The organism is Micromonospora sp. HUAS YX12, assembly GCF_040215685.1.
Taxonomy (GTDB): domain Bacteria; phylum Actinomycetota; class Actinomycetes; order Mycobacteriales; family Micromonosporaceae; genus Micromonospora; species Micromonospora tulbaghiae.
This window is the reverse complement of sequence record NZ_CP157974.1, coordinates 2,833,344-2,857,121: the sequence shown is the minus strand read 5'-3', so window position 1 is coordinate 2,857,121 and position 23,778 is coordinate 2,833,344. Positions and strand designations below refer to the sequence as shown.

General features: G+C 72.4%; 16 protein-coding genes. 8 read left to right on the top strand and 8 right to left on the bottom strand.

Translation table 11 applies throughout. The annotated features are described in order from the left end of the window. The first annotated feature begins 91 nt into the window (after positions 1-91). The gene (locus ABIH81_RS13870; RefSeq protein WP_349880635.1) at positions 92-1,186 is read left to right on the top strand and encodes a hypothetical protein; all 1,095 of its coding nucleotides are present in this window, start codon (positions 92-94) and stop codon (positions 1,184-1,186) included. Between the two features lie 79 nt (positions 1,187-1,265). Next, positions 1,266-2,033 (top strand): class F sortase, encoded by a 768-nt coding sequence (locus tag ABIH81_RS13865; RefSeq protein WP_349880634.1) that lies wholly within the window; start codon positions 1,266-1,268, stop codon positions 2,031-2,033. Positions 2,034-2,096: 63 nt separating this feature from the next. On the opposite strand, the gene ABIH81_RS13860 is transcribed toward ABIH81_RS13865, so the two are convergent. Continuing rightward, positions 2,097-7,160 carry an NAD-glutamate dehydrogenase gene (locus ABIH81_RS13860; RefSeq protein ID WP_349880633.1) on the bottom strand — a complete coding sequence of 1,688 codons (5,064 nt, stop codon included), beginning with the start codon at positions 7,158-7,160 and terminating at the stop codon, positions 2,097-2,099. Positions 7,161-7,448: 288 nt separating this feature from the next. On the opposite strand from ABIH81_RS13860, the gene ABIH81_RS13855 reads away from it, so the two are divergent. Continuing rightward, positions 7,449-9,416, top strand: a complete 1,968-nt coding sequence (locus ABIH81_RS13855) for a penicillin-binding transpeptidase domain-containing protein (RefSeq protein WP_349880631.1) — start codon at positions 7,449-7,451, stop codon at positions 9,414-9,416. Between the two features lie 10 nt (positions 9,417-9,426). On the opposite strand, the gene ABIH81_RS13850 is transcribed toward ABIH81_RS13855, so the two are convergent. The 3 genes from ABIH81_RS13850 to ABIH81_RS13840 form a co-directional block, all read right to left on the bottom strand. Next, positions 9,427-10,596: an arginase family protein gene (locus ABIH81_RS13850; RefSeq protein WP_349880630.1), complete on the bottom strand. Its 1,170-nt coding sequence runs from the start codon at positions 10,594-10,596 to the stop codon at positions 9,427-9,429. Positions 10,597-10,654: 58 nt separating this feature from the next. Beyond that, entirely contained in the window at positions 10,655-11,572 is a 918-nt protein-coding gene (locus ABIH81_RS13845; protein ID WP_349880628.1) for a tetratricopeptide repeat protein, read from the bottom strand. Positions 11,573-11,752: 180 nt separating this feature from the next. Continuing rightward, positions 11,753-13,441: a methylmalonyl-CoA mutase family protein gene (locus ABIH81_RS13840; RefSeq protein WP_349880627.1), complete on the bottom strand. Its 1,689-nt coding sequence runs from the start codon at positions 13,439-13,441 to the stop codon at positions 11,753-11,755. Positions 13,442-13,760: 319 nt separating this feature from the next. Between ABIH81_RS13840 and ABIH81_RS13835 the strand changes: the two genes are divergently transcribed. After that, the gene (locus tag ABIH81_RS13835; protein WP_349880625.1) at positions 13,761-14,144 is read left to right on the top strand and encodes a hypothetical protein; all 384 of its coding nucleotides are present in this window, start codon (positions 13,761-13,763) and stop codon (positions 14,142-14,144) included. A 4-nt stretch (positions 14,145-14,148) separates the two neighbouring features. Here the strand turns inward: ABIH81_RS13835 and ABIH81_RS13830 are convergent, their stop codons facing one another. Beyond that, positions 14,149-15,783 (bottom strand): PucR family transcriptional regulator ligand-binding domain-containing protein, encoded by a 1,635-nt coding sequence (locus ABIH81_RS13830; protein ID WP_349880624.1) that lies wholly within the window; start codon positions 15,781-15,783, stop codon positions 14,149-14,151. A gap of 149 nt (positions 15,784-15,932) precedes the next feature. On the opposite strand from ABIH81_RS13830, the gene ABIH81_RS13825 reads away from it, so the two are divergent. Next, positions 15,933-17,423 carry a CoA-acylating methylmalonate-semialdehyde dehydrogenase gene (locus ABIH81_RS13825; protein ID WP_349881097.1) on the top strand — a complete coding sequence of 497 codons (1,491 nt, stop codon included), beginning with the start codon at positions 15,933-15,935 and terminating at the stop codon, positions 17,421-17,423. Between the two features lie 17 nt (positions 17,424-17,440). After that, positions 17,441-18,784 carry an aspartate aminotransferase family protein gene (locus ABIH81_RS13820; protein WP_349880623.1) on the top strand — a complete coding sequence of 448 codons (1,344 nt, stop codon included), beginning with the start codon at positions 17,441-17,443 and terminating at the stop codon, positions 18,782-18,784. A 71-nt stretch (positions 18,785-18,855) separates the two neighbouring features. On the opposite strand, the gene ABIH81_RS13815 is transcribed toward ABIH81_RS13820, so the two are convergent. The 3 genes from ABIH81_RS13815 to ABIH81_RS13805 form a co-directional block, all read right to left on the bottom strand. After that, positions 18,856-19,263, bottom strand: a complete 408-nt coding sequence (locus ABIH81_RS13815; protein WP_349880622.1) for an Asp23/Gls24 family envelope stress response protein — start codon at positions 19,261-19,263, stop codon at positions 18,856-18,858. 127 nt (positions 19,264-19,390) lie between these two features. Beyond that, positions 19,391-20,392 carry a methylmalonyl Co-A mutase-associated GTPase MeaB gene (gene meaB / locus ABIH81_RS13810; protein ID WP_349880621.1) on the bottom strand — a complete coding sequence of 334 codons (1,002 nt, stop codon included), beginning with the start codon at positions 20,390-20,392 and terminating at the stop codon, positions 19,391-19,393. A gap of 5 nt (positions 20,393-20,397) precedes the next feature. Beyond that, a complete protein-coding gene (locus ABIH81_RS13805) occupies positions 20,398-21,591 on the bottom strand; it encodes an acetyl-CoA C-acetyltransferase (protein WP_349880620.1) in 1,194 nt (397 codons plus the stop codon). Between the two features lie 62 nt (positions 21,592-21,653). On the opposite strand from ABIH81_RS13805, the gene mce reads away from it, so the two are divergent. Together mce and ccrA are read left to right on the top strand one after the other, a co-directional pair. Beyond that, positions 21,654-22,118 carry a methylmalonyl-CoA epimerase gene (mce, locus tag ABIH81_RS13800; protein ID WP_030271412.1) on the top strand — a complete coding sequence of 155 codons (465 nt, stop codon included), beginning with the start codon at positions 21,654-21,656 and terminating at the stop codon, positions 22,116-22,118. Positions 22,119-22,419: 301 nt separating this feature from the next. After that, entirely contained in the window at positions 22,420-23,775 is a 1,356-nt protein-coding gene (gene ccrA, locus ABIH81_RS13795; protein ID WP_194800729.1) for a crotonyl-CoA carboxylase/reductase, read from the top strand. Positions 23,776-23,778: the final 3 nt, after the last annotated feature.

The window sequence follows — 23,778 nt, the reverse complement described above, 5'->3', positions numbered from 1 at the left end:
TCTTTCCCCGGATAAGTCGCGAAAAGGTCTAACGTCGGCCTTAGCTCGACCGACGTCGGGCTCAGGACGAACAGGGATGGAGACGCTGGGCATGGCTAAGAAGATGCTCGGGAACGTGGTCGCGGGCGCCGCCCTCGGCGGAGCCGGCCTTCTCGCGTTCACCCCGGGAATGGCCTACGCGGGCGGACACGACGAGGGCAAGGTCATCGCCAAGCCGCACGTGGTCAAGGCGGGGGACCGAGTCGAGCTGCTCGCGATCTGCTCCGAGCCGCAGAAGCACGCCACCGTCTGGTCGAAGGTGACCGGCAAGGTCGACCTGCACCCGGCCCGGGACGGCGAGCACGGCGACTGGGGTGGCGACCAGGACTGGGGCTGGGACGGCAAGGGCCCGGACGGCAAGGACGAGCACGGCAAGGGCCTCAACGGCAAGGACGACCACGGCAAGGGCCCCGACGGCAAGGACGAGCACGGCAAGGGCCTGGACGGCCGCGGCGAGCCGGGCGGGTACGGACACGGCCCGGACGCCAACGGCCCCGGTGGCAACGGCCCCGGCGGGGACGGCATGCCGCAGCCTCCGGCGAACCAGCCCCAGCCGCCCGCCGGCCAGCCGGGTGGCGCGGGCGCCGGCACGGCCGTCGACCCCGGCGACTGGCAGGGGCACGACGAGTACGGCCAGGACGCCGAGCCGGGCTGGGAGAAGGAGCAGCGGGGCGCGCCGGACTGGACCAAGGACGCGCACGGCCCCGACGGCAAGGACCGGTACGGCAAGGACGCCAAGGACGAGCACGGCAAGGACGAGCACGGCTCCTGGCCGGACGACAAGGGCAAGGACAGCAAGGACGAGCACGGCTCCTGGCAGGGCGGCAAGGACGACAAGGCTGACTACGGCAAGGACGCCGAGCGCGACTACGGCAAGGACGGCTGGGAGCACGGGAAGGACTTCGTCTACTACGGCGAGGCCACCGTCTCGCACGACGCCCGGCCGGGCCGGTACGAGCTGCGGGGCTCCTGCGGTGAGGGCGAGCTGGTGGTCCTGCCGCACGGTGGGGTCGACGGCGGCGACGGTGGCATGACGACCACCGGCGTGGACCGCAACCTCGCCACCGGTGGCGCGGGCATGATCGGCGCCGCGGCGCTGGGCGGCCTGGTGCTGCTGCGCCGGCGGCGGGCCGGTGGCCTGGTCTGACCGGACGACGACCCGGGCCGGCGGCCGTCACGGAAGTCCGTGGCGTGCCGCCGGCGCGGCCGTCGTCGTCCTGCTCGCCATGGCCGGGGCCGGTCTGATCGGCGCGTCCGTGCGGACCGTCCCGCCACCCTCACCGCCACAGCCGATCTCCCAGGCCGGCCCGGTCACCACCGGCCCGCAAGCCGACCCGGGCGGCACGTACACCGATCCGGACGCCGAGGGGCAGCCGACACCGGACGCCGCCGGGCAGCCCGCATCCGGCAGCACCGGCCAACCGGCGGCGGACGCCGCCGGGGGCGGCAACGGCCCGGCGACACCCGGCCCACCGACGGGCGGCCCCGGCGCCACCCCGGGCGGTCCCGAAGCGACGAGCCCCGCCCCGGCCCCGCTCCCCCGGTCGGCGCCGGTCGGCATCTCGATCCCCCGCATCGGGGTGCAGGCCCCGATCATGTCGCTCGGCACGAATCCGGACGGCACGGTCCAGGTGCCCCCGCTGGACCAGGCCATGACGGCCGGCTGGTACTCCCCCGGCGCCAGCCCGGGCGAGGCCGGCAACGCGGTGATCGTGGGTCACGTCGACTCCGCCCAGCTCGGCCCGGCGGTGTTCTTCAACCTCGGCGCGCTGGTGCCCGGCGACACGATCGTGGTCGCCCGGCAGGACGGCTCGGCCGCCACGTTCACGGTTCGGGAGATCGGGTCGTACCCGAAGACCGCCTTTCCCGCCGCGCAGGTCTACGGTCCATCGGACGTGCCGGCCCTGCGCGTGGTGACCTGCGGCGGGGTGTTCGACCGGACGGCCGGGAGCTACCTGAACAACATCGTGGTCTACGCCGCTATGACGAGCTGAGGGCGGCAACGGCAGTGGCCCGGTGGTCGGGGAACCGACCACCGGGCCACGCGCGTCGAGCGGTCAGGCCGCGGCCGAGGTCCGGACCAGGGTACGGATCTGGCGCAGCAGCACCGACAGCGCGGACAGGTCGGCGCGGGACTCGTCGAATTCCCCCATCGCCCGGTGCGCCCGGTGGATCGAGGTGGCGTTCGCCTGCTCCCACTCCTGCACCCGCTCCACCGGCGGCACGTCCTCCCGCGTGGACCCGAGCACCTCCGCGGTGAGCGCGGCGAGCGCGGCGTACAGGTCGTAGCGCAGCGCCATCCGGGCCAGGGTCTGCCACCGGTCCTCGCGGGGCAGCAGGGAGATCTTCGACAGCAGCGCGTCGACCCGGAACCGGTCGGAGAGCACGAAGTAGACCGAGGCCACCTCGCTCACGTCCCGCCCGGTCTCCTGCGCCGTCTCGACGATGTCGAGCAGGCCGAAGCTGTACATCAGGCGGGTCGCCTGCTCGGCCAGGTCACGCGGCAGCCCGCGGCCGGCCAGCGACTCGATGTGCGCCGCGATGGCCTCCCGCTCGGTGCCCCAGAACCGGTGCTCCAGGTCCGGCAGGAGCCGGGCCACGCCGTCGCGCAGCCGGGCGATCTCCGCCGGCACGTCGATCGGCGACCGCCGGTTGGTGACCAGCCAGCGCACCGCGCGGTCGAGCAGCCGCCGGGTGTCCAGGTAGACGGCGGTCTGCAACTCGGGCGAGACCTTGTTGTCCAGCGCCTCGACCGCGTCCCACAGGTCGCGCAGGCCGAACACCTCGCGGACCACCACGTACGCCCGGAGCACGTCCGCCGCGGACGCCGCCGTCTCCTCGACCACCCGGAAGACGAACGAGATGCCGCCCCGGTTGATCGCCTCGTTGACCAGGACCGTGGTGACGATGTCCCGGCGCAGCCGGTGCCGGCCCATCCGGTCGGCGAAGCGCTGGCGCAGCGGCGTCGGGAAGTAGTTGACCAGGACGTCGGTCGTCCACTCCTCGTCCGCCAGGCCCTCGCCGACGATCTCGCGCTCCAGCACGATCTTGACGTACGCGAGCAGCACCGCGAACTCCGGCGCGGTCAGGCCGCTCTCGGTGCGGACCGCCAGTTCCTCGTCCGAGGGCAGCGCCTCCAGCGCCCGGTCCAGCGCGCCGGACCGCTCCAGCTCGCTGATCATGCGCCGGTGCACCGGGAGCAACGAGGCGGCCTGGGCCTGGGCGTTGTTGAGCGCCCGTGCCTGGTCGTAGTTGTCCCGCAGCACCAGATCGGCGACCTCGTCGGTCATCTGGGCCAGCAGCTCGTCGCGCTCCGGCCGGTCCAGCTCACCGTCGGCGACCGCCGTGTTGAGCAGGATCTTGATGTTGACCTCGTGGTCGGAGCAGTCCACCCCGGCCGCGTTGTCGATGAAGTCGGTGTAGATGCGGCCGCCGGTCGAGGCGTACTCGATCCGGCCGTGCTGGGTGAAGCCCAGGTTGCCGCCCTCGCCGACCACCCGGCAGCGCAGGCCCTTGCCGTCCACCCGGATGGCGTCGTTGGACTTGTCCCCGACCTCGGCGTTGGTCTGGCTGGACGCCTTGACGTAGGTGCCGATGCCGCCGTTCCAGAACAGGTCGACCGGCGCGGTGAGGATCGCCTTCATCAGCTCCTGCGGGCTGAGCTGCGTGACGTCCTCGTCGAGGCCGAGCACCGCGCGGACCTGCGGCGAGACCGGCACCGACTTCGCGGTACGCGGGTAGATGCCGCCGCCTTCGGAGATCAGCTCCCGGTCGTAGTCCTCCCACGACGAGCGGGGCATGTCGAACAGCCGCTTGCGTTCGGCGAAGGACCGGGCCGAGTCCGGGTCCGGGTCCAGGAAGATGTGCCGGTGGTCGAACGCGGCCACCAGCCGGATGTGCTGCGACAGCAGCATCCCGTTGCCGAACACGTCGCCGGACATGTCGCCGACGCCGGCCACTGTGAAGTCCTGCGTCTGGGTGTCGTGCCCCAGCTCCCGGAAGTGCCGCTTGACCGACTCCCAGGCGCCCCGGGCGGTGATGCCCATCTTCTTGTGGTCGTAGCCGGCCGAGCCGCCGGAGGCGAACGCGTCGCCGAGCCAGAAGTTGTGCGCCTCGGAGATCTCGTTGGCGATGTCGGAGAACGTCGCGGTGCCCTTGTCGGCGGCCACGACCATGTACGGGTCGTCGCCGTCGTGCCGGACCACGTCCTCGGGCGGCACGATCTCGCCGCTGACGATGTTGTCGGTGACGTCGAGCAGGGCGGAGACGAACTCCTTGTAGCAGATGACCGCCTCGTCCCGGTCGCCCGGCTTCTGCTTGAGCACGAAGCCGCCCTTGGCGCCGACCGGCACGATCACCGCGTTCTTCACCATCTGCGCCTTGACCAGGCCGAGCACCTCGGTCCGGAAGTCCTCGCGCCGGTCGGACCAGCGCAGGCCGCCGCGGGCCACCGGCCCGTACCGCAGGTGCACGCCCTCGAACCGGGGCGAGTAGACGAAGACCTCGAACTTGGGTCGCGGCGCCGGCAGGTCCGGGATGGCCTGCGGGTCGAGCTTGAGCGCCACGTACGGCTTGGGCCGCCCGCCGACCGGCTTCTGGTAGAAGCTGGTGCGCAGCGTGGCCTGGATCAACGTCAGGTACGACCGCAGGATCCGATCCTGGTCGAGGCTGGCCACCTCGTCCAGCGCCTCGCCGATCGCGTCGACCAGTTCGCCGCTGCGCTGCCGCCGCTCGTCGAGCGTGGTCGCGCCCGGGGCGAACCGGGTCTCGAACAGCCTGACCAGCAGTTCGGCGATCTGCGGGTACGCGATGAACGTCTGCTCCATGTACTCCTGGGAGAACACGGTGCCGGCCTGCCGCAGGTACTTGGCGTACGCGCGCAGCACGACGACCTGCCGCCAGGTGAGCCCGGCCCGCAGCACCAGCTCGTTGAAGCCGTCCACCTCGGCCTCGCCCCGCCAGGCGGCGGCGAAGGCGTTCTCCACGTGCGGGCGCACCTCGGCCAGGTCCTGGTGCCGCTCGGGCAGCTCCAGACCGAAGTCGTAGAGCCAGATCCGGCCGTCGACGCGCTCCACCTCGTACGGGTGCTCGTCGACCGCCTTCACGCCGAGCGAGTGCAGCACCGGCAGCACGGCGGAGAGCATCATCGGCTCGCCGTACCGGTAGACCTTGAACCGCACGTCCATCGCCTCGTCGGCGTCGGCGGCGCGGGCGGCGTACGGACGCGGCGGCGCCTGCTTGCGGAACAGGTGCATCTCCAGCTGGCCGGGCTCCTCCAGCAGCTCCAGCTTCGCCAGGTCCTTCATCGCCTCGTACGGCGTGTGCCCGTCCTTGTAGCCCTCCGGGAACGCGTCGGCGTACCGGGCGAACAGGTGCTTGGCCTGCTCGTCGCCGAGCTTGCGTTCCAGCACCAGCCGGTAGTCGTCGTCCCAGAGCCGGGTCGCGTCGGCCAGTTCCTCGGCGAGCAGGTCGGCGTCGATGTCACCGGGCGGGTTGTTCGGGTCGGTACGCACGATGAAGTGCACCCGGGCCAGCATCGACTCGGTCACCCGCGTGGTGTAGTCGACGCCGACGCCGTTCAGCTCGCGCAGCAGGATGTCCTGCATGCGCAGCCGGTTCTGCGTGGTGAACCGGTCCCGCGGCAGGTAGATCAGGCAGGAGATGAACCGCCCGTACGCGTCGCGGCGCAGGAACACCCGCAGCTGCCGGCGGCCCGCCATCCGCAGCACGCCGATCACCGCGTGGTAGAGGTCGTCGGTCTTGATCTGGAACAGCTCGTCGCGCGGGTAGGTCTCCAGGATCTGCAACAGGTCCTTGCCGGAGTGGCTGCGCAGGCTCAGGCCCGAGCGGTCGAGCACCTCGGCGACCTTGCGCCGGACCACCGGCAGCTCCTGCACGCTGGTCCGGTACGCGGCGGTGGAGAACAGGCCCAGGAAGCGCCGCTCGCCGACCACCTCGCCGGCCTCGTTGAAGATCTTGAAGCCGATGTAGTCGAGGTACGCCGAGCGGTGCACGGTGGCGCGCGAGTTGGCCTTGGTGATGATGAGCAGGCGCTTCTCCAGCACCTTCTCGTGTGCCTCGGGCGTCATCGAGTTCAGCGACCGGGCCTCCGGCGAGTCGGAGCGCAGGATGCCCAGCCCGGTGCCGAGCACCGCCTCCAGGGCCTGCCCGCCGCGCGCGCCGTCGGTGTCGACCAGGCGGTACTCCCGGTACCCGAGGAACGTGAAGTGGTCGTGCGCCAGCCAGCGAAGCAGCTCCACCGAGTCGGTGATGTCCTTCTCCGGCACCGGCGGGCGATTGTCCGACGTCCGGGCGGCGGCCAGCTCGTCGGCGAGCGCGAGAGCCCGCTGCCGCATCTTCGGCCAGTCCTCGACCGCCTCGCGCACGTCGGTGAGCACCCGCTGCAACTCGCGGCGCAGCATCTCCCGCTCGGCCGGGTCGCGCACCGGGTCGATCTCGATCCGCATCCAGCTCTCGACCAGGTCACCGGCGATGGCGTCGTCCGGTTCCACGTCCGCTGAGACCTCGGTGAGCCGGCCCAGCGGCTCGCGCCGCACCACGACCAGCGGGTGCACCAGCAGGTGCACGTCGAGGTGGCGGGAGTTCAGCAGGGCGGTCACGGAGTCGACCAGGAACGGCATGTCGTCGGTGACGATCTCGACGACGGTGTGGTGCTGCTCGGCGTCCGGTTCGTGGATGCGGAGCTTCAGCTCGCCCGGCACCCGCTGCTGGGCCAGGTCCCGGTGCGCCCGGGCCGCCTCCAGCATCTCCTCGGCGGTGAAGCCGATCAGCTCCTCGTCCGGCGCGAACCGCCAGAAGCGGTCCACGAGTGTGGCCGCGTCGTGGTCGTCGCCGGCCAGCGCGACCGCCTGGGCGACCAGCCGCTCCGCGTTGGGAACGGGCTCGTCCAGCTCGGCGTCCTCCGACTCGTCGGCCAGTGCCTTCGCAGGCAGGCCCAGGTCGTAGAGGGTGTCGATGCTGGAACCGGTCATCCCGGTCACTCCTGTGTCGAGACGGCTGAAACCGTCTCCGTCGGTCGCCGAATCGAAGCTGTCGTCGTCCCGGCCGGTGTCAGCCTGCCGGAGGTCGGGTCCCGGTTTGATCGCCGGACGCCGGTCCATCGGTGCCACTCCCCTCGACCCACCGCGTTGTGGGTCACTCTGCCGCCAAGCCTAGGCCCTACCGCGTGGTACCTCCCGCGGCGGACCACTGGCCGGACGTCCGGATCGGGACTCTGTCCTTTCACCCGTTGCGAGTCCGTGGTCGGCCGCTCGCGGAGTACCCCGACTGGCGATGTTCATCACACTGCCACACGCTGCTTCTCGCGCTGCCGGAGGCCGTGGCGGGGCGGTGGGGAGCGCCGCGCCGTACTAGCGTGCAGGGCAGTTGAGCACCGGAGGGACCGCTTCATGCCCGTGTCGTACCCCGTCCGCCCCCGCCGCCACACCCGTCACCGCGTTCTCTCGGCGCTGGCCGCCGTGCTGGTCACAGCCGGCGCGCTGACCGGATGCTCCGGGGACGACGGCCCGGAGACGGCCGTCGAGGCGTTCCTCGGCGGCTGGCGCTCCGGCGACCTCCAGGCGGTCGGCTTCGTCGAGCCGACCGGCGGGCGGGTGCCCGCCGCCGAGGTGACCAAGCAGATCCAGGCGCTCGCCGGCGCGCTCGCGGCCAACCCGCCGGAGCTGGCGCGTACCGGCGAGATCACCACCACGGGCGACGTCGCCACCGCCCGGCTCAAGGTGAGCTGGGCGCTGCCCGGCGGCGGCAACTGGGCCTACGAGAATCCGGTACGCCTCAAGCGCGGCGGCGACGACAAGTGGCAGGTGATCTGGGAGCCGTCGGTGGTGCACGAGAAGCTGGAGAGCGGTGACAAGATCGCGCTGCGGCGGGAGCCGGCGCAGCGCGCCGGTGTGCTGGACGCGGCCGGTCAGCCGATCGTCGCGCCGCGCCCGGTGGTCCGGGTGCAGGTCGTCCCCGGCGAGGTCGACGACGTGCCCGGCCTGGTCCGGAAGCTGGACGCCGCGTTCAAGGCGATCCGGCCCGCGCTCACCCCGCCGGTCGACCTGGGCGACCTGCCCGAGCGGCTCAAGGCGGCGAAGCCGGACGGGCTCGTCGAGGTGGTGACGTTGCGCGACGAGGCGTACCGGCAGATCAAGCCGCGCATCTACGAGCTGCCCGGCACCCGGTTTCCGTCCGACCAGCTCCTGCTGGCGCCGACGCGCGAGTTCGCCCGGGCGCTGCTCGGCTCGGTCGACCAGGCCACCGCCGACGACCTCCAGGCCCACCCCGAGCGGTACGCGCGCGGCGACCTGGTCGGCCACGGCGGCCTCCAGGGCCGGTACGACGAGCGGCTGCGCGGCGTCCCCGGCGTCACCGTGATCACCGAGCGGACCACGCCGGACGGCAAGGTGGAGCCGACCGGCACCGAGCTGTTCCGCAACGAGCCGAAGCCCGGTCAGCCGGTGAAGACCACACTCGACGTGGCCACCCAGAACGCGGCCGACGCCGCGTTGCGCGGTCAGGCCCGCCGCTCCGCCCTGGTCGCCGTGCGGATCAGCGACGGCGCGGTGCTGGCCGCGGCCAACGGCCCGGGCGCGGCGGGCGGCAACCTCGCCTTCACCGCCCAGGTGCCGCCGGGTTCGACGTTCAAGATGGTCAGCGCGCTCGGCCTGCTCGACCGGGGCGCGGTGACGCCGCAGACGACAGTGAACTGCCCGAAGACGTCGACAGTCGAGGGCCGGATCTTCAAGAACTCGGACGACTTCGAGCTGGGCGCGGTGCCGTTCGCCACCGACTTCGCCAAGTCGTGCAACACCGCGTTCACCGCGCTGGCGCCGAAGCTCGGCCCGGACGGGCTGGCGCAGGCCGGCCGTACGCTCGGCCTGGAGGCCGCGTGGGATCTCGGCACGGAGGCGTTCACCGGCAAGATCTCCGCCAACGGCTCGGCCACCGAGCAGGCCGCGGCCGCGATCGGCCAGGGCACCACGCTGGTGAGCCCGCTGGCTATGGCGAGCGCCACGGCGGCGGTGGCCCGGGGCAAGTTCGAGCAGCCCAAGCTGCTGCTCGACCCGGCGCCGGCCAAGCCCGCGCCGGCCGGCGAGGCGCTCAAGCCGGAGTCGGTGGCGGCGCTGAAGTCGATGATGCGCGGGGTGGTCACCTCGGGCAGCGGCAGCGCGCTGGCGGACGTGCCGGGCGAGCCGGTGCACGGCAAGACCGGCACCGCGGAGTACGACAACAACCCGGCGCACACGCACGCCTGGTTCGTCGGCTGGCAGGGCGATGTGGCCTTCGCCGTCTTCGTCGAGCAGGGCGGGGCGGGCTCGAAGGTCGCGGCGCCGATCGCCGAGAAGTTCCTGCGCGGCCTGGCCGCGAGCTGAGGCGTACCGGTCAGGCGATGTCGATGCCGGAGCGGGCCGGGTCCGGCTCGTCTCCGGCCGGCGCGCGGCGCAGCAGGCCGGGGCCCAGCGGGTCGTCGCCGGGGTCGTCGCCGGCGGTCGGGTCGGGGCCGATCGGCTCCACCGCGACCGCCGGCGCCGGTACGGCAGCCGGGGCGGGCAGCGGCTCGGGCTCCGGCCGGCTGTCGGCGGCGCGTGGCGCCGGTGCGACCGGCCCGGCCGGCAGCAGCCGGGGCGGTACGGCGCCCGGCGCGACGACCGGGGCGAGCCCGGCCACCACGGTGTTCACGATCTCGGCCGCGTACGCCCCGTCCGGGTCGTAGTCGGGGTCGAAGACGGTCAGCTCGACGCCGAGGCAGTGCGGGGTGTCGACCAGCCCGGCGAGCAGGATCTCCAGCTCGGCGAAGGCGATGCCGCCCGGGTCGGGCGCGTCCACGGCGGGCATCACCGCCGGGTCGAGCACGTCCACGTCGATGTGCACCCAGTAGCCGGCGCAGTCGACGAGCTGCTCGTGCGCCCACTGCGCGGTCCGGGCGGCGCCCTCGGCGCGCAGCGCGGGCACCGGCCGGGTGGTGATGCCGGCGGCCTGGAGGTCGAGCCGGTACTCGTCCTGCGCGCGGATGCCGAGCACCACCACGTCGATGTCCCGGAAGTACGGCCGGCGGCCCTCGATCGCGGCCAGGTCGGGCTGCCCCCGGCCGGTGACCAGGGCCAGGTCCTCCCCGGCGGCCGCGCCGACGTAGGAGGCGTTGCCGGGGTGCCGGAAGTCGGAGTGGCCGTCGACGAAGACCAGCCCGATCCGCCCGCCGACCGCCTCGCCGAGGCGGTGCATGGCCAGGGCCGAGCCGAGCAGCACGGAGCAGTCGCCGCCGAGCACCAGCGGGAACTCGCCCCGGTCGATGATCGCCCCGAGCCGGTCGGCGAGCGCCAGCGAGTACGCGGAGATCTCCGGCGCGTGGCAGACGCCGTCGCCGGGGCGCCAGTCTCCCGGGTCGTACCGGGGCGGGGTGAGGCAGCCGGCGTCGCGGGCGCGCAGCCGGGCGAGCAGGCCGTGGTCGCGCAGCGCACCCGGCGCCTTGGCGCAGCCGGGGACGGAGCTCGCGGTGGGCGGGCGCAGTCCGAGGTTCGTCGGCGCGTCGAGGACGGCGATCCGGCGCATCATGGGCTCCCGTCCTCGGTGGTCGGGCGGGCCGGCGGTGCGCCGGCCCGCGCGGGTTGACTCAGAACAGTGCGCTGGCCAGGGCGCGTCGGGCGGAGGCCACGGCGGGGTCGTCCGGGCCGGCGATGGTGAACAGGCCGAGCAGGTGCTGGCGTACCCGGTCCCGGTCGTCCCCGGCGGTGCGCCGGACCAGGCCGACGAGCCGCTTGTACGCCTGGTCGGCGAGGCCGCTGAGCACCTCGATGTCGGCGGCGAGCAGTTGGGCGTCCACGTCGTCGGGGGCGGCGGCCGCGGCGTCGAGCGCGCCCTGCGGGTCCGCGCCGGCCACCCGGCGGGCAAGCCCGACCTGCGCCAGGCCCGCCTCCGCCGCCGCGTCCGCGGGCGACTCGGCCAGGATCTTCCGGTACGCCGCCTCGGCGGCGTCGAGGTCACCGCTCATCAGCGCGTCGTCGGCGGCGTCGAGGCGCGGGTCCTCCGGCTCGGCGACGGTGACGCCGCCGGCCTTGAGTACCGCCTGGAGCCACTGTCGCAACTGCGACTCCGGCACCGGGCCGGGGAAGGCGTCGATCGGGCGGCCGCCGACGATGGCGTACGTGGTGGGCAGCGCCTGCAGCTGGAACATCTGCGCGAGCCGCGGTTGCTGCTGCACGTCGACCCGGGCCAGCAGCCACGCTCCGCCGCCCTCGGCGGCCAGCTTTTCCAGCACCGGTGCGAACTGGTCGCTCTCCGGGTAGCCGGCGGCGCCGAAGAAGACCACCACCGGTGTGGTGAGCGAGCGTTCGAGCACCTCGGACTGGATGTTCGCCTCGGTCACGTCGATCACGGCGGCGGAGCCGGCGGGGCTGCCCGGCAGCCCGGCGGGCGTGCCGCCCGGAGACGGTGTGGCGGTGGAGGTGTCGGCCGGTGCGGGGGTGCGCAGCGCGCTGAGGTCGACCGCGCCGCGGGTGAAGATCGACGAGGTGATCCGTGGGTCGCTCATGGTTGTCTAGTCTCGCACGTACGCGACGGATCTCCGACCAGCCGCGACGGCGACAGTCACCACTCTCCCCCAGCTCAGCCCGCCCGCAAGGAAGGGCCCCCTGTTAACGCCTGCGGTAGAGGAGGGGCCCCTTATTAACAGCTGCTGTTAATAAGGGGCCCCTCCTTGCAAAGCGGGGGGTCAGAAGCGGGCGGGCTCGCGGTAGACGCCCCACTCGGCGCGGAGGGCGTCGCAGATCTCGCCGAGGGTGGCCTCGGCGCGGACCGCGTCGAGCATGGCGGGGATCATGTTCTCGCCGGTCCGGGAGACCTCGACCATCCGCGCGACGGCGGCGGTCACCGCGGCGTCGTCGCGGGCCGACTTGCGCTCGGTCAGCACCCGGCGCTGCTCCAGCTCCACCTCGTGCGAGATGCGCAGGATCTCCAGATCCTTGGCCACGGTGCCGGTGTGGCAGTTGACGCCGACGATCTTCTTGTCGCCCTTCTCCAGCGCCTGCTGGTAGACGAACGCCGACTCGGCGATGTGCCCGGTGAACCAGCCGTCCTCGATGCCGCGAAGGATGCCGGAGGTCATCGGGCCGATGGCGTGCGGGCCCTCACCGCCGAGCTGCTTGATCCGGGCGAAGATCTCCTCCGCCTCGGCCTCGATCCGGTCGGTGAGCGCCTCGACGTACCAGGAGCCGCCGAGCGGGTCGGCCACGTTCGTCACCCCGGTCTCCTCCATCAGCACCTGCTGGGTACGCAGGGCGATCTCGGCCGACTCGTCGGTGGGCAGGGCGAGCGTCTCGTCGAGCGCGTTGGTGTGCAGCGAGTTGGTGCCGCCGAGCACCGCGGCCAGGGCCTCCACGGCGGTGCGTACCACGTTGTTGACCGGCTGCTGGGCGGTCAGCGACACCCCGGCGGTCTGCGTGTGGAACCGCAGCCACTGGGCCTTCTCGCTGGTGGCGCCGTACACGTCGCGCAGCCAGCGGGCCCAGATCCGGCGGGCGGCGCGGAACTTGGCGATCTCCTCGAAGAAGTCCACATGGGAGTCGAAGAAGAAGCTCAGGCCGGGGGCGAACGTGTTCACGTCCAGCCCGCGCGACAGGCCCAGCTCGACGTACCCGAAGCCGTCGGCGAGCGTGTACGCCAGCTCCTGCGCGGCGGTCGAGCCGGCCTCGCGGATGTGGTAGCCGGAGACGGACAGCGGCTTGTAGCGGGGGATCTCCCGCGCGCAGTACTCCATCAGGTCGCCGATGAGGCGCAGGTGCGGCTCGGGGTCGAACAGCCACTCCTTCTGCGCGATGTACTCCTTGAAGATGTCCGTCTGGAGCGTTCCGTCCAGCGTGGACAGGTCGGCGCCCTGCCGTTCGGCGGCGACCAGGTACATGCAGAAGACCGGCACGGCCGGGCCGGAGATGGTCATCGAGGTGGTCACGCCGGCCAGGTCGATGCCGTCGAACAGCACCTCCATGTCGGCCGCCGAGTCGATCGCGACGCCACAGTGGCCGACCTCGCCGAGCGACTGCGGGTCGTCCGAGTCGCGGCCCATCAGCGTCGGCATGTCGAAGGCGACGGAGAGACCGCCGCCGCCCGCGCCGAGGATCATCTTGTAGCGCTCGTTGGTCTGCCGGGCGTTGCCGAAGCCGGCGAACTGCCGGATGGTCCAGGTCCGCCCGCGGTAGCCGGTCGGGTACAGACCCCGGGTGTACGGGAACTCGCCCGGCCAGCCGATCCGCTCGAACCCGGGGTACGCGGTGTCCTCCGGCGGGCCGTACACCGGCTCGACCGGCAGTCCGGACAGCGTGGTGAAGTCCGCGTCGCGCTTGCGGGCGGCGTCGTAGCGGGCCTGCCAGCGGGCCCGACCGGCGGCGATCTCGTCAGCGTCCATGCGCGGAGCTCCTTCTCAAGTCGTCGTCCCAGGTCCGAGTGTAGAGCGAGATCCTGAACGATCCTTAAGGGCTCGCGTACCCGCCGGTAACCCGGCGGCCGGACCCAGCGGGACGACCCATCACCGTCGATCCGCAGGTCAGGGCCCCGTCTCACGTGGCGGACGGCCGCCCGGCGCAGCCTCCCGACGAGGCGGTTCCCGTGCCACACTCCCGCCGTGGGCAATCGAATCGCGACCCGGCTGATTACCTAGGCGGCGTACGCCTCCGCGTGCGTCGCCGGCCAAGCCAACCTGTCGGCTCGTCCCTGTGAGGCCCCCCGTGAGCGCGTCCGCATCCACCCCCGCAACCGTCGATCCTCCCCGGCCCGCCCCCGCCCGCCACCCGCACGACGAGCCCGCCGGTGAGCACGGCACGCCGTGCACGATGGTGATCCACCTCGGCGTGGGTCACTCCACCACCGGCCTGCTCAAGGTGCTGTCCGTGCTGCACTCCCGCCGGGTCGCCGTCTCACACGTCCAGTACGTGCAGTGCCCGGACCGGTCCGCGGTGATGATCGTGGAGTGCTCCCCCGCAACCGCGCCGATGGAGACGGTCCGCAAGAGCGTCGCGAACGCCGTACCGGTCGTCAGCGTCAGCGTGCACAGCGCGCCGGCCCGCGACGGCGTCCGGCGCCTCCGGTCGGGCCGTGGCACCCACCGGTGACCGGTCAGCCGGTGGCCTCCGGGCCGCCGGCGCGCATGACGTCCCGGGCGGTGAGCGCCACGTGCAGCGACAGGCGCCGCTCGCTCGAATCCAGGTCGACGCCGAGCACTCGCTCGATCAGCTCCAGCCGCTGGTAGAGCGCTGACCGCGAGAGCGACATCGCGTCCGCCGCGCGCCGCTTGTTGCGCCCCTCCACGAGATACGTCTCCAGCAGCGCGACGTGGTTCGTGCCGTGGCGCTGGTCGTAGGAGAGCAGCGGGCCCAGCTCGCGCTCGACGAACGTCTGCAGGCGCACGTCGTCGCGCAGCAGGTACAGCAGGCCCCGGAGGCGGACGTCGTGCAGCCGGTAGAACGGTCGCGGCTCGGCGGTGTGCACAGTCGCGTCGGCGACCTGCGCCGCCTCGACCAGTGAGCGCCGGGCCAGGTCGAGCGTCCGGACCACCGATCCGGCGGCGACCACCACGTCCGATCCGGCCCGGTGGCCCGCCCGGGTGAGCGCGGCGGACAGGCTCCCCAGCGCGGCTTCGTCCGAGCCGGTCTCGTCGAGCGCGACGAGGAGGGTGACGCCGGCCGCCTCGTCCACGTCGCCGACGAGCGCGGCGAGCCCGCACTCGCGTACCGCCGTCTCCACCGCGTCCAGCAGTTCCCGCCGGCGCGCGTTCGCCTCGACGCCGGTGACCGGGGCCGGCCGGCGCCGCCGGACCACGACGCCGAGCAGCAGTCGCTGCTCCAGGACGACGCCGAGCCCGCGCGCCCGCAGCGCCACGTCCCGGGTGGGCGCCGAGTGGTTGACGAGGCTCAGCAGCAGGCTGCTGCGCGCCTGCCGCTCGACCGACGACGAGTCCCGGGCGACGAGCTGGTTCAGCGCGATGGTGGACGCGGCGCGTTCCAGCAGCACCCGGGTCCGGGCCGGCGGCTCCTGGTCGCACAGCAGCACGAGCCGCCCCCACCTGTTGCCCCGCGCCTCGACACCGGTGACCAGCCAGCCCGAGTGCGGCTCGTAGCCGGTGCCGGACGGGACCTCGACCGCACGTGAGCGGGTCTCCCAGCGGTCGAGCAGCTCCTCGGCGGTCAGCGGGCCGGTCTCGTACGCCAGCACCTGGTGGGCGAGGTTCTCCAGCACGGCGGGACGCCGGGACAGGCGGGTGACCTCGCGGAGCACCTGCCGGGGCTCGGCGCCCTCCACCGACAGCTCGGTGAAGATGCGGTGGATCTCGTCCTTCGCGAGCAGGTCGGCCGTCTGCTCCGCGACGATCACCGAGTGGACGACCTCGGTGACGGCCACGAACCGCATCTCGCGCCGGAGCGCGATGAGGGGCAGGTTCCGGCTGCGGGCGTGCTCGACCAGCCCGGCCGGCAGCGTGCCCCCGAACCGGCGGCCCAGCTCGACCACCACACCCGCCACCCCGACGGCCGCGAGGCCGTCGATCCACCGGCGCAGTCCGTCGTCGTCGGGGGGCAGGCCGATGCCAGTGGTCAGGACCAGCTCGCCACCACGCAGCAGGTCGGCGATCTCGGGGATCTCGGCGACGTGCACCCAGCGCACCGGCGCGTCCAGCCGGTCCCGGCCCGCCAGGACGCGCGGCCCGGCCTGCTGCAACGCCGGCAGTTCGAGCACGTCGCGGACCGTCATCGGCATCGGAGCGCCTCCCCCTCTCCTCCGGCGCACAGTATGTGCGCTTCCCGCGGACGGGAACGACACAGTGCCCATTGCCCGGGCGTGGGGAAGCGCAGATGATCCGGGGCATGACCCAGACAGCACCCGGCACCGTGCCCGCTCCCGTCCCGCTGGAGCGGGTGACCCACTGGATCGACGGCAAGCCGTTCACCGGCGTCACCGAGCGTACGGCTCCGGTCTACGATCCGGCGCTGGGCGCGGTCCGGGCGGAGGTGCCGCTGGCCTCCGTCGACGAGGTGGACCAGGCCGTCGCCTCGGCCGCCGCCGCGTTCGCCTCCTGGCGGACGTCGTCGCTGACCAGGCGCACCCAGGTGCTGTTCGCGTTCCGGGAGCTGGTCGACCAGCACAAGCAGGAGCTGGCCGAGCTGATCACGGCCGAGCACGGCAAGGTCGTCGCCGACGCCCTCGGCGAGGTCACCCGAGGGCTGGAGGTCGTCGAGTTCGCCTGCGGGATCCCGCACCTGCTCAAGGGCGGCTACTCCGAGGGCGTGTCCACGAACGTGGACGTCTACTCCATCCGCCAGCCGGTCGGCGTCTGCGCCGTCATCTCGCCGTTCAACTTCCCGGTGATGGTGCCGATGTGGTTCGTGCCCGTCGCCGTCGCGGCGGGCAACACCGTCGTGCTCAAGCCCAGCGAGAAGGATCCGTCCGCGTCGCTGCTCGTGGCCCGGCTGTGGGAGCAGGCCGGCCTGCCCGCGGGCGTGTTCAACGTCGTACACGGCGACAAGGTCGCTGTGGACCGGCTCCTGGAGCATCCCGAGGTCAAGGCGGTGTCGTTCGTCGGCTCCACGCCGATCGCCCGGTACGTGTACGAGACCGGCACCCGCAACGGCAAGCGCGTCCAGGCCCTCGGCGGCGCGAAGAACCACATGGTGGTGCTGCCGGACGCCGACCTGGACCTGGCCGCCGACGCGGCGGTCAACGCCGGGTTCGGTTCGGCCGGTGAGCGGTGCATGGCGATCTCGGCCCTGGTGGTGGTCGAACCCGTAGCCGACGACCTGGTGGCCCGGATCCGCGAGCGCATCGCCACGCTGAAGGTCGGTGACGGCCGGCGCTCCTGCGACATGGGCCCGCTGGTCACCCGGGAGCACCGCGACCGCGTCGCGTCGTACCTCGACGCGGGCGTCGAGGCCGGCGCAGAACTGGTGGTGGACGGCCGCGAGGTGCGGGCCGACGGCGACGAGTCCGGGTTCTGGCTCGGGCCGAGCCTGCTGGACCGGGTGTCGCCGGAGATGAGCGTCTACACCGACGAGATCTTCGGGCCGGTGCTGTCAGTCGTGCGCGTCGGCAGCTACGACGAGGCGCTCGCGCTGGTCAACGCCAACCGGTACGGCAACGGGACGGCCATCTTCACCAACGACGGCGGCGCCGCGCGCCGCTACCAGAACGAGGTCGAGGTCGGCATGGTCGGCGTCAACGTGCCGATCCCGGTGCCGATGGCCTACTACTCCTTCGGCGGCTGGAAGGACAGCCTCTTCGGCGACTCGCACGCCCACGGCGCCGAGGGCGTGCACTTCTTCACCCGCGGCAAGGTCGTCACCTCCCGGTGGCTCGACCCCAGCCACGGCGGGATCAACCTCGGCTTCCCCGAGAACGACTGAGCAGCGGAGAGAGACCGATGAGCACCAGCGCACGGCGCACCTACGAACTCGACCGAGCCCACGTCTTCCACTCCTGGTCCGCCCAGTCCCTGCTCGACCCGATGGTGGTCGAGCGCGCCGAGGGCTCGTACTTCTGGGACGGCGACGGGAACCGCTACCTGGACTTCTCGTCCCAGCTCGTCAACACCAACATCGGCCACCAGCACCCGGTGGTGGTCGCGGCGATCCAGGAGCAGGCGGCCCGCCTGTGCACGATCGCGCCGTCGTACGCCAACGACGCCCGCGGCGAGGCGGCCCGGCTGATCACCGAGCTGACCCCGGCCGGCCTTTCCAAGGTGTTCTTCACCAACGGTGGCGCGGACGCGATCGAGCACGCCGTCCGGATGGCCCGGCTGCACACCGGCCGGCCGAAGGTGCTGTCGCAGTACCGCAGCTACCACGGCGGCACCCAGACCGCGGTGAACCTCACCGGCGACCCACGCCGCTGGCCCAGCGACAACGGCACCGCCGGGGTGGTGCACTTCTTCGGCCCGTTCCTGTACCGGTCGGAGTTCGGCGCCACGACCGAGGAGGAGGAGTGCGCGCTCGCGCTGCGCCACCTCGAACGCGTCGTGGAGATGGAGGGCCCGTCCACCATCGCCGCGATCGTGCTGGAGACGGTGCCGGGCACCGCCGGCATCATGCCGCCGCCGCCGGGCTTCCTCACGGGCGTACGGGAGCTGTGCGACAGGCACGGCATCCTCTACATCGCCGACGAGGTGATGGCCGGCTTCGGGCGTACCGGCGCCTGGTTCGCGCTGGACCACTACGGCGTGGTGCCCGACCTGATCACCTTCGCCAAGGGCGTGAACTCCGGTTACGTCCCGCTCGGCGGTGTGGTGATCGCCGACCACGTCGCCGAGACGTTCGCCACCCGTGCCTACCCCGGCGGCCTGACCTACTCCGGCCACCCGCTGGCCACCGCCGCCGCCGTCGCGACCATCAACGTGATGCGGGACGAGCGGATCGTCGAGAACGCCGCCACGATCGGCGCCGACGTGCTGGGCCCGGGGCTGCGTGAGCTGGCCGAACGGCACCCGAGCGTCGGTGACGTACGCGGGCTCGGCGTGTTCTGGGCACTGGAACTGGTGCGCGACCGCGAGACGAAGGAGCCGCTGGCGCCGTACGGGTCGTCGTCGCCGGAGATGAACGAGGTCCTGGCCGCGTGCAAGCGCGGCGGCCTGGTCGCGTTCGCCAACTTCAACCGGATCCACGTGGTGCCGCCGTGCACCGTGTCGGAGACGGAGGCCAAGGCGGGCCTGGCGATCCTCGACGAGGCGCTGACGCTCGCCGACCGCCACACGGCCGTATCCGAGATCTGAGCCACGCGCTAAGAGATCTTGGTACGAAGAGGCCCCTTGGGGGGCACTTTCGTACCAAGATCTACGGGTCTTCAGACGGAGGCCGGGGAACCCATCGCCACGTCGTCGACCCGGATGTTGATCTCGGCGGCTCGCAGCCCGTACGCCTCGATCGCGGACGTCACCGCGGCCCGGACCTCGTTCGTCACCTGCGGCACCGGGTGCCCGGCCTCGATCACGAGGACGAGGTTGACCACTGCCGACCCGTCGGTGACGTGCGCCGAGCAGCCGCGCCGCGCGTCCCCGACCTGGTCCAGCCCGACCCGGTCCAGCACGGCGTTGAAGAAGCGGGCGATGTCGCCGCCCAGCTCGGCCACCCCGGGCACCGACTTCGCGGCGGCCACCGCGATCTTCTCGACCACCTCGTCCGAGACCGAAGTGCTCCCGCCCGCCACGGCCTCAGGCGTCACCGGCAGTTCCTGAGTAGCGTCATGCTCCACGCGCCCCACCCTCCCTCGTCCGGGGGGAGCGTACATCGACCGTCGATCATGGAGTTGCGGCCCCGGCAGAAGCCGCGAAGCAGGCGTTCCCGGGGCCGCAACCGCAAGATCAACGCGGCGGGGAGGGTCAGGAGCCGAGCTGGGTCAGCAGCTCGTCGGCCGCCGCGTACGGGTCGATCGCGCCCTCGGCCACCTTGGCCGCGAGCGTCGGGAGCTGCGTACCGTCGCGCAGTGAGCCGATCCGGGCACGCAGCGCGCCCAGCGCGATCGCCTCGATCTCGGCGGCGGCCCGCGCCTCCCGGCGGCGGCGCAGCTCGCCGTGGCGCTCCAGCCAGTCGCGGTGCTTGTCGATCGCGGCGGCGATGTCGTCGATGCCCTCGGCGCGGGCGGCGATCGAGCGCACCACCTGCGGCCGCCACTCCCCCGGCCCGCGCTCGCCGAGCGCGATCATGCCCTGGATGTCGCGGACGGTGGCGTCCGCGCCGTCCCGGTCGGCCTTGTTGACCACGAAGACGTCGGCGATCTCCAGGATGCCGGCCTTGACCGCCTGGATCGCGTCGCCCATGCCCGGCGCGAGCAGCACGAGCGTGGTGTCGGCCAGCGAGGCCACCTCCACCTCGGCCTGCCCGACGCCGACGGTCTCGACGAGCACCACGTCGCAGCCCGCGCCCTCCAGCACGCGCACCGCCTGCGGCGTCGCGGCGGAGAGCCCGCCCAGGTGGCCCCGGCTGGACATCGAGCGGATGTAGACGCCCGGGTCGGTCGCGTGGTCCTGCATCCGGACCCGGTCGCCGAGGATCGCCCCGCCGGTGAACGGGCTGGACGGGTCGATCGCCAGCACGCCGACCCGGTGCCCGCGTGCCCGCAGCGCGCGTACCAGCTCGTTCGTGGTGGTCGACTTGCCCACGCCGGGCGAGCCGGTCAGGCCGACCACCTGGGCGTGCCCGGCGTACGGCGCGAGCGCCGCCGCGACCTGCGGCAGCACCTCGTCGCCGGACTCGACCAGCGTGATCAGCCGGGCCACCGCGCGGGGGTCACCCGCGCGGGCCCGTTCCACCAGCATGGGTACGTCCCGGCTGCGGCGCACCGGCCCGGAGGCCGCCGCCGGGGCGTTGCTCGCGTCGTTCAAGGTGATCAGCTCTCGGCGCCGTTCGGTACGTGGATGATCAGCGCGTCGCCCTGCCCGCCACCGCCGCAGAGCGCCGCCGCGCCGGTGCCGCCGCCGCGCCGCTTCAGCTCCATCGCGAGCGTGAGTACGAGGCGGGCGCCGGACATGCCGATCGGGTGGCCGAGCGCGATCGCACCACCGTTGACGTTCACCTTGTCGGCGCTGATCCCGAGGTCACGGGTGGACTGGATGCCCACCGCCGCGAACGCCTCGTTGATCTCGATGAGGTCGAGGTCCTCGATGCTCAGGCCACCCTTCTTCAGGGCGTGGTTGATCGCGTTGGACGGCTGCGAGTGCAGGGAGTTGTCCGGGCCGGCCACGTTGCCGTGCGCGCCGATCTCGGCCAGCCAGGTCAGGCCCAGCTCCTTGGCCTTGGCCTTGCTCATCACGACCACGGCGGCGGCGCCGTCGGAGATCGGCGAGGAGCTGCCCGCGGTGATGGTGCCGTCCTTGGCGAAGGCGGGACGCAGCTTCCCGAGCGACTCGGCGGTGGTGTCCGGGCGGATGCCCTCGTCCTCGCTGATCACCAGCGGGTCACCCTTGCGCTGCGGGATGACCACCGGGGTGATCTCTTCGCCGAAGTGGCCGTTCTTCTGCGCGGCGGCGGCACGCTGGTGGCTGGCCGCGGCGAACGCGTCCTGCTCCTCGCGGGTGATGCCGTGCCTCGCGCCGTGACGCTCGGTGGACTCGCCCATCGAGCAGCAGTCCCAGGCGTCGGTGAGGCCGTCGAGGGCCATGTGGTCCTTGACCGTCACGTCGCCGTACTTGTAGCCGGAGCGCTGCCCGAGCAGCAGGTGCGGGGCGTTGGTCATGGACTCCATGCCGCCGGCCACCACGACGTCGAACTCACCGGCCCGGATGAGCTGGTCGGCGAGCGCGATCGCGTCCAGCCCGGAGAGGCAGACCTTGTTGATGGTCAGCGCCGGGGTGGACATCGGGATGCCGGCCTCGACGGCCGCCTGCCGGGCCGGGATCTGCCCGGCGCCGGCCTGGAGCACCTGGCCCATGATCACGTACTGGACCTGCTCGGGCGCGACGCCGGCGCGCTCCAGGGCGGCCTTGATCGCGATGCCACCGAGCCTGGTCGCGGGGAGGTCCTTGAGGTTGCCCAGCAGGCGCCCCATGGGGGTCCGCGCGCCGCTGACGATCACCGAAGCCATTGCCTGCCTCCGAGGGGGTGCCGACCTGTACGCCTTAACGATTGTTCGGTCAGACTAGCGTCATGGCTGAGAACTCCCCCGTCGAGCCCGCTGCCGAGTTTGTCACAGACATCGGCCTGCGCCGCATCGACCACGTCGGGATCGCCGTGGCCGACCTGGACGCCGCGATCGACTTCTACCAGCGCACGTTCGGGATGCGCTGCGTGCACACCGAGACCAACGCCGAGCAGGGCGTACGCGAGGCGATGCTGGCGGTCGGGCCGGACGCCTCCGGCGGCATGGTGCAGCTGCTCGCGCCGCTCTCGCCGGACACCACGATCGGCAAGTTCCTGGACAAGCGCGGTCCGGGCATCCAGCAGGTCGCGTACACGGTGGCGGACATCGACGTGGCCTGCGCGGCGCTGCGCGAGCGCGGCGTACGGCTGCTCTACGACGCGCCCCGGCGCGGCACCTCGGACTCCCGGGTCAACTTCGTGCACCCCAAGGACGCCGGCGGCGTACTGATCGAGCTGGTCCAGCCCGCCTGACGGCGCAAGGAAGGGCCCCTTCTTAACAGACGTCTGTTAAGAAGGGGCCCTTCCTAACACGTGGGAACGCGCGCGGCAGTGCGCGCTTGCACGTTCCCACGGACACCTCCACGCATCGGTGGATGCAGTTTTTCACAGAGGGGTTCCCGCTTTAGCTACCGTTCAGTAACGTCCGCCCGAACAGCAGCGGCGACCGGTGGCGAATGTGTCGATTGCCGACATGGCGGTCCCGTCGCACCGGCGCCGACTATGGCAGCACCCCTGCCCGCGTCGTGCGGGTGTGGACTAACGGGAGGTCACCGTGCAGGACATCCTCGAAGCGATCATGGCGGCGGAGGGTTCGTCGCAGCCGGAGCGGGAGCTCGCCGGCCTCGCCGGCCTGCCCGTGCCGGAGAGCTACCGGGGCGTGGTGGTGCGCGCCGAGGACACCCGCATGTTCGAGGGCATGGCCACCCGCGACAAGGACCCGCGCAAGGCGCTGCACGTGCAGGAGGTGCCCACCCCGGAACTGGGCCCGGGTGAGGCGCTCGTCGCGGTGATGGCCAGCGCGATCAACTACAACACGGTGTGGACGAGCATCTTCGAGCCGCTGCCCACCTTCAAGTTCCTCCAGCGCTACGGCCGGCTCTCCGAGCTGACCCGCCGCCACGACCTGCCGTACCACGTGGTCGGCTCGGACGCCGCGGGCGTGGTGCTGCGCACCGGGCCGGGCGTGACCAAGTGGAAGGCCGGCGACGAGGTGGTCGCACACTGCCTCTCGGTCGAACTGGAGGACTCCGCCGGTCACGACGACACGATGCTCGACCCGCAGCAGCGGATCTGGGGCTTCGAGACCAACTTCGGCGGCCTGGCCGAGCTGGCGATCGTGAAGGCCAACCAGCTGATGCCGAAGCCGCGCCACCTGAGCTGGGAGGAGGCGGCCAGCCCCGGCCTGGTCAACTCCACCGCGTACCGGCAGCTCGTCTCGCACCACGGCGCGAACATGAAGCAGGGCGACGTGGTGCTGATCTGGGGCGCCTCCGGCGGCCTCGGCGGCTACGCCACCCAGATGGCCCTCAACGGCGGCGCGATCCCGGTCTGCGTGGTCTCCTCGCCGGAGAAGGCCGAGCTGTGCCGCAAGATGGGCGCCGAGCTGGTCATCGACCGCACCGCCGAGGGGTTCAAGTTCTGGTCCGACGAGCAGACCCAGGACCAGGACGAGTGGCGCCGCTTCGGTGAGCGCATCCGCGAGCTGACCGGCGGCGAGGACCCGGACATCGTCTTCGAGCACCCGGGCCGGGAGACGTTCGGCGCCAGCGTCTACGTCGCCAAGAAGGGCGGCACGATCGTCACCTGCGCCTCCACCAGCGGCTTCAACCACCAGTACGACAACCGCTACCTGTGGATGCACCTCAAGCGCATCGTCGGCAGCCACTTCGCCAACTACCACGAGGCGTGGCAGGCCAACCGGCTGGTCGCGCTGGGCAAGGTCCACCCGACCGTGTCGAAGACGTACGCGCTGGAGCAGACCGGCCAGGCCGCGTACGAGGTGCACCGCAACGCGCACCAGGGCAAGGTCGGCGTGCGGTGCCTCGCCCCGGCCGACGGGCTCGGCGTCCGGGACACCGAGATGCGGTCGCGCCACGAAAGCGCCATCAACCGGTTCCGCGGTCACTGACCG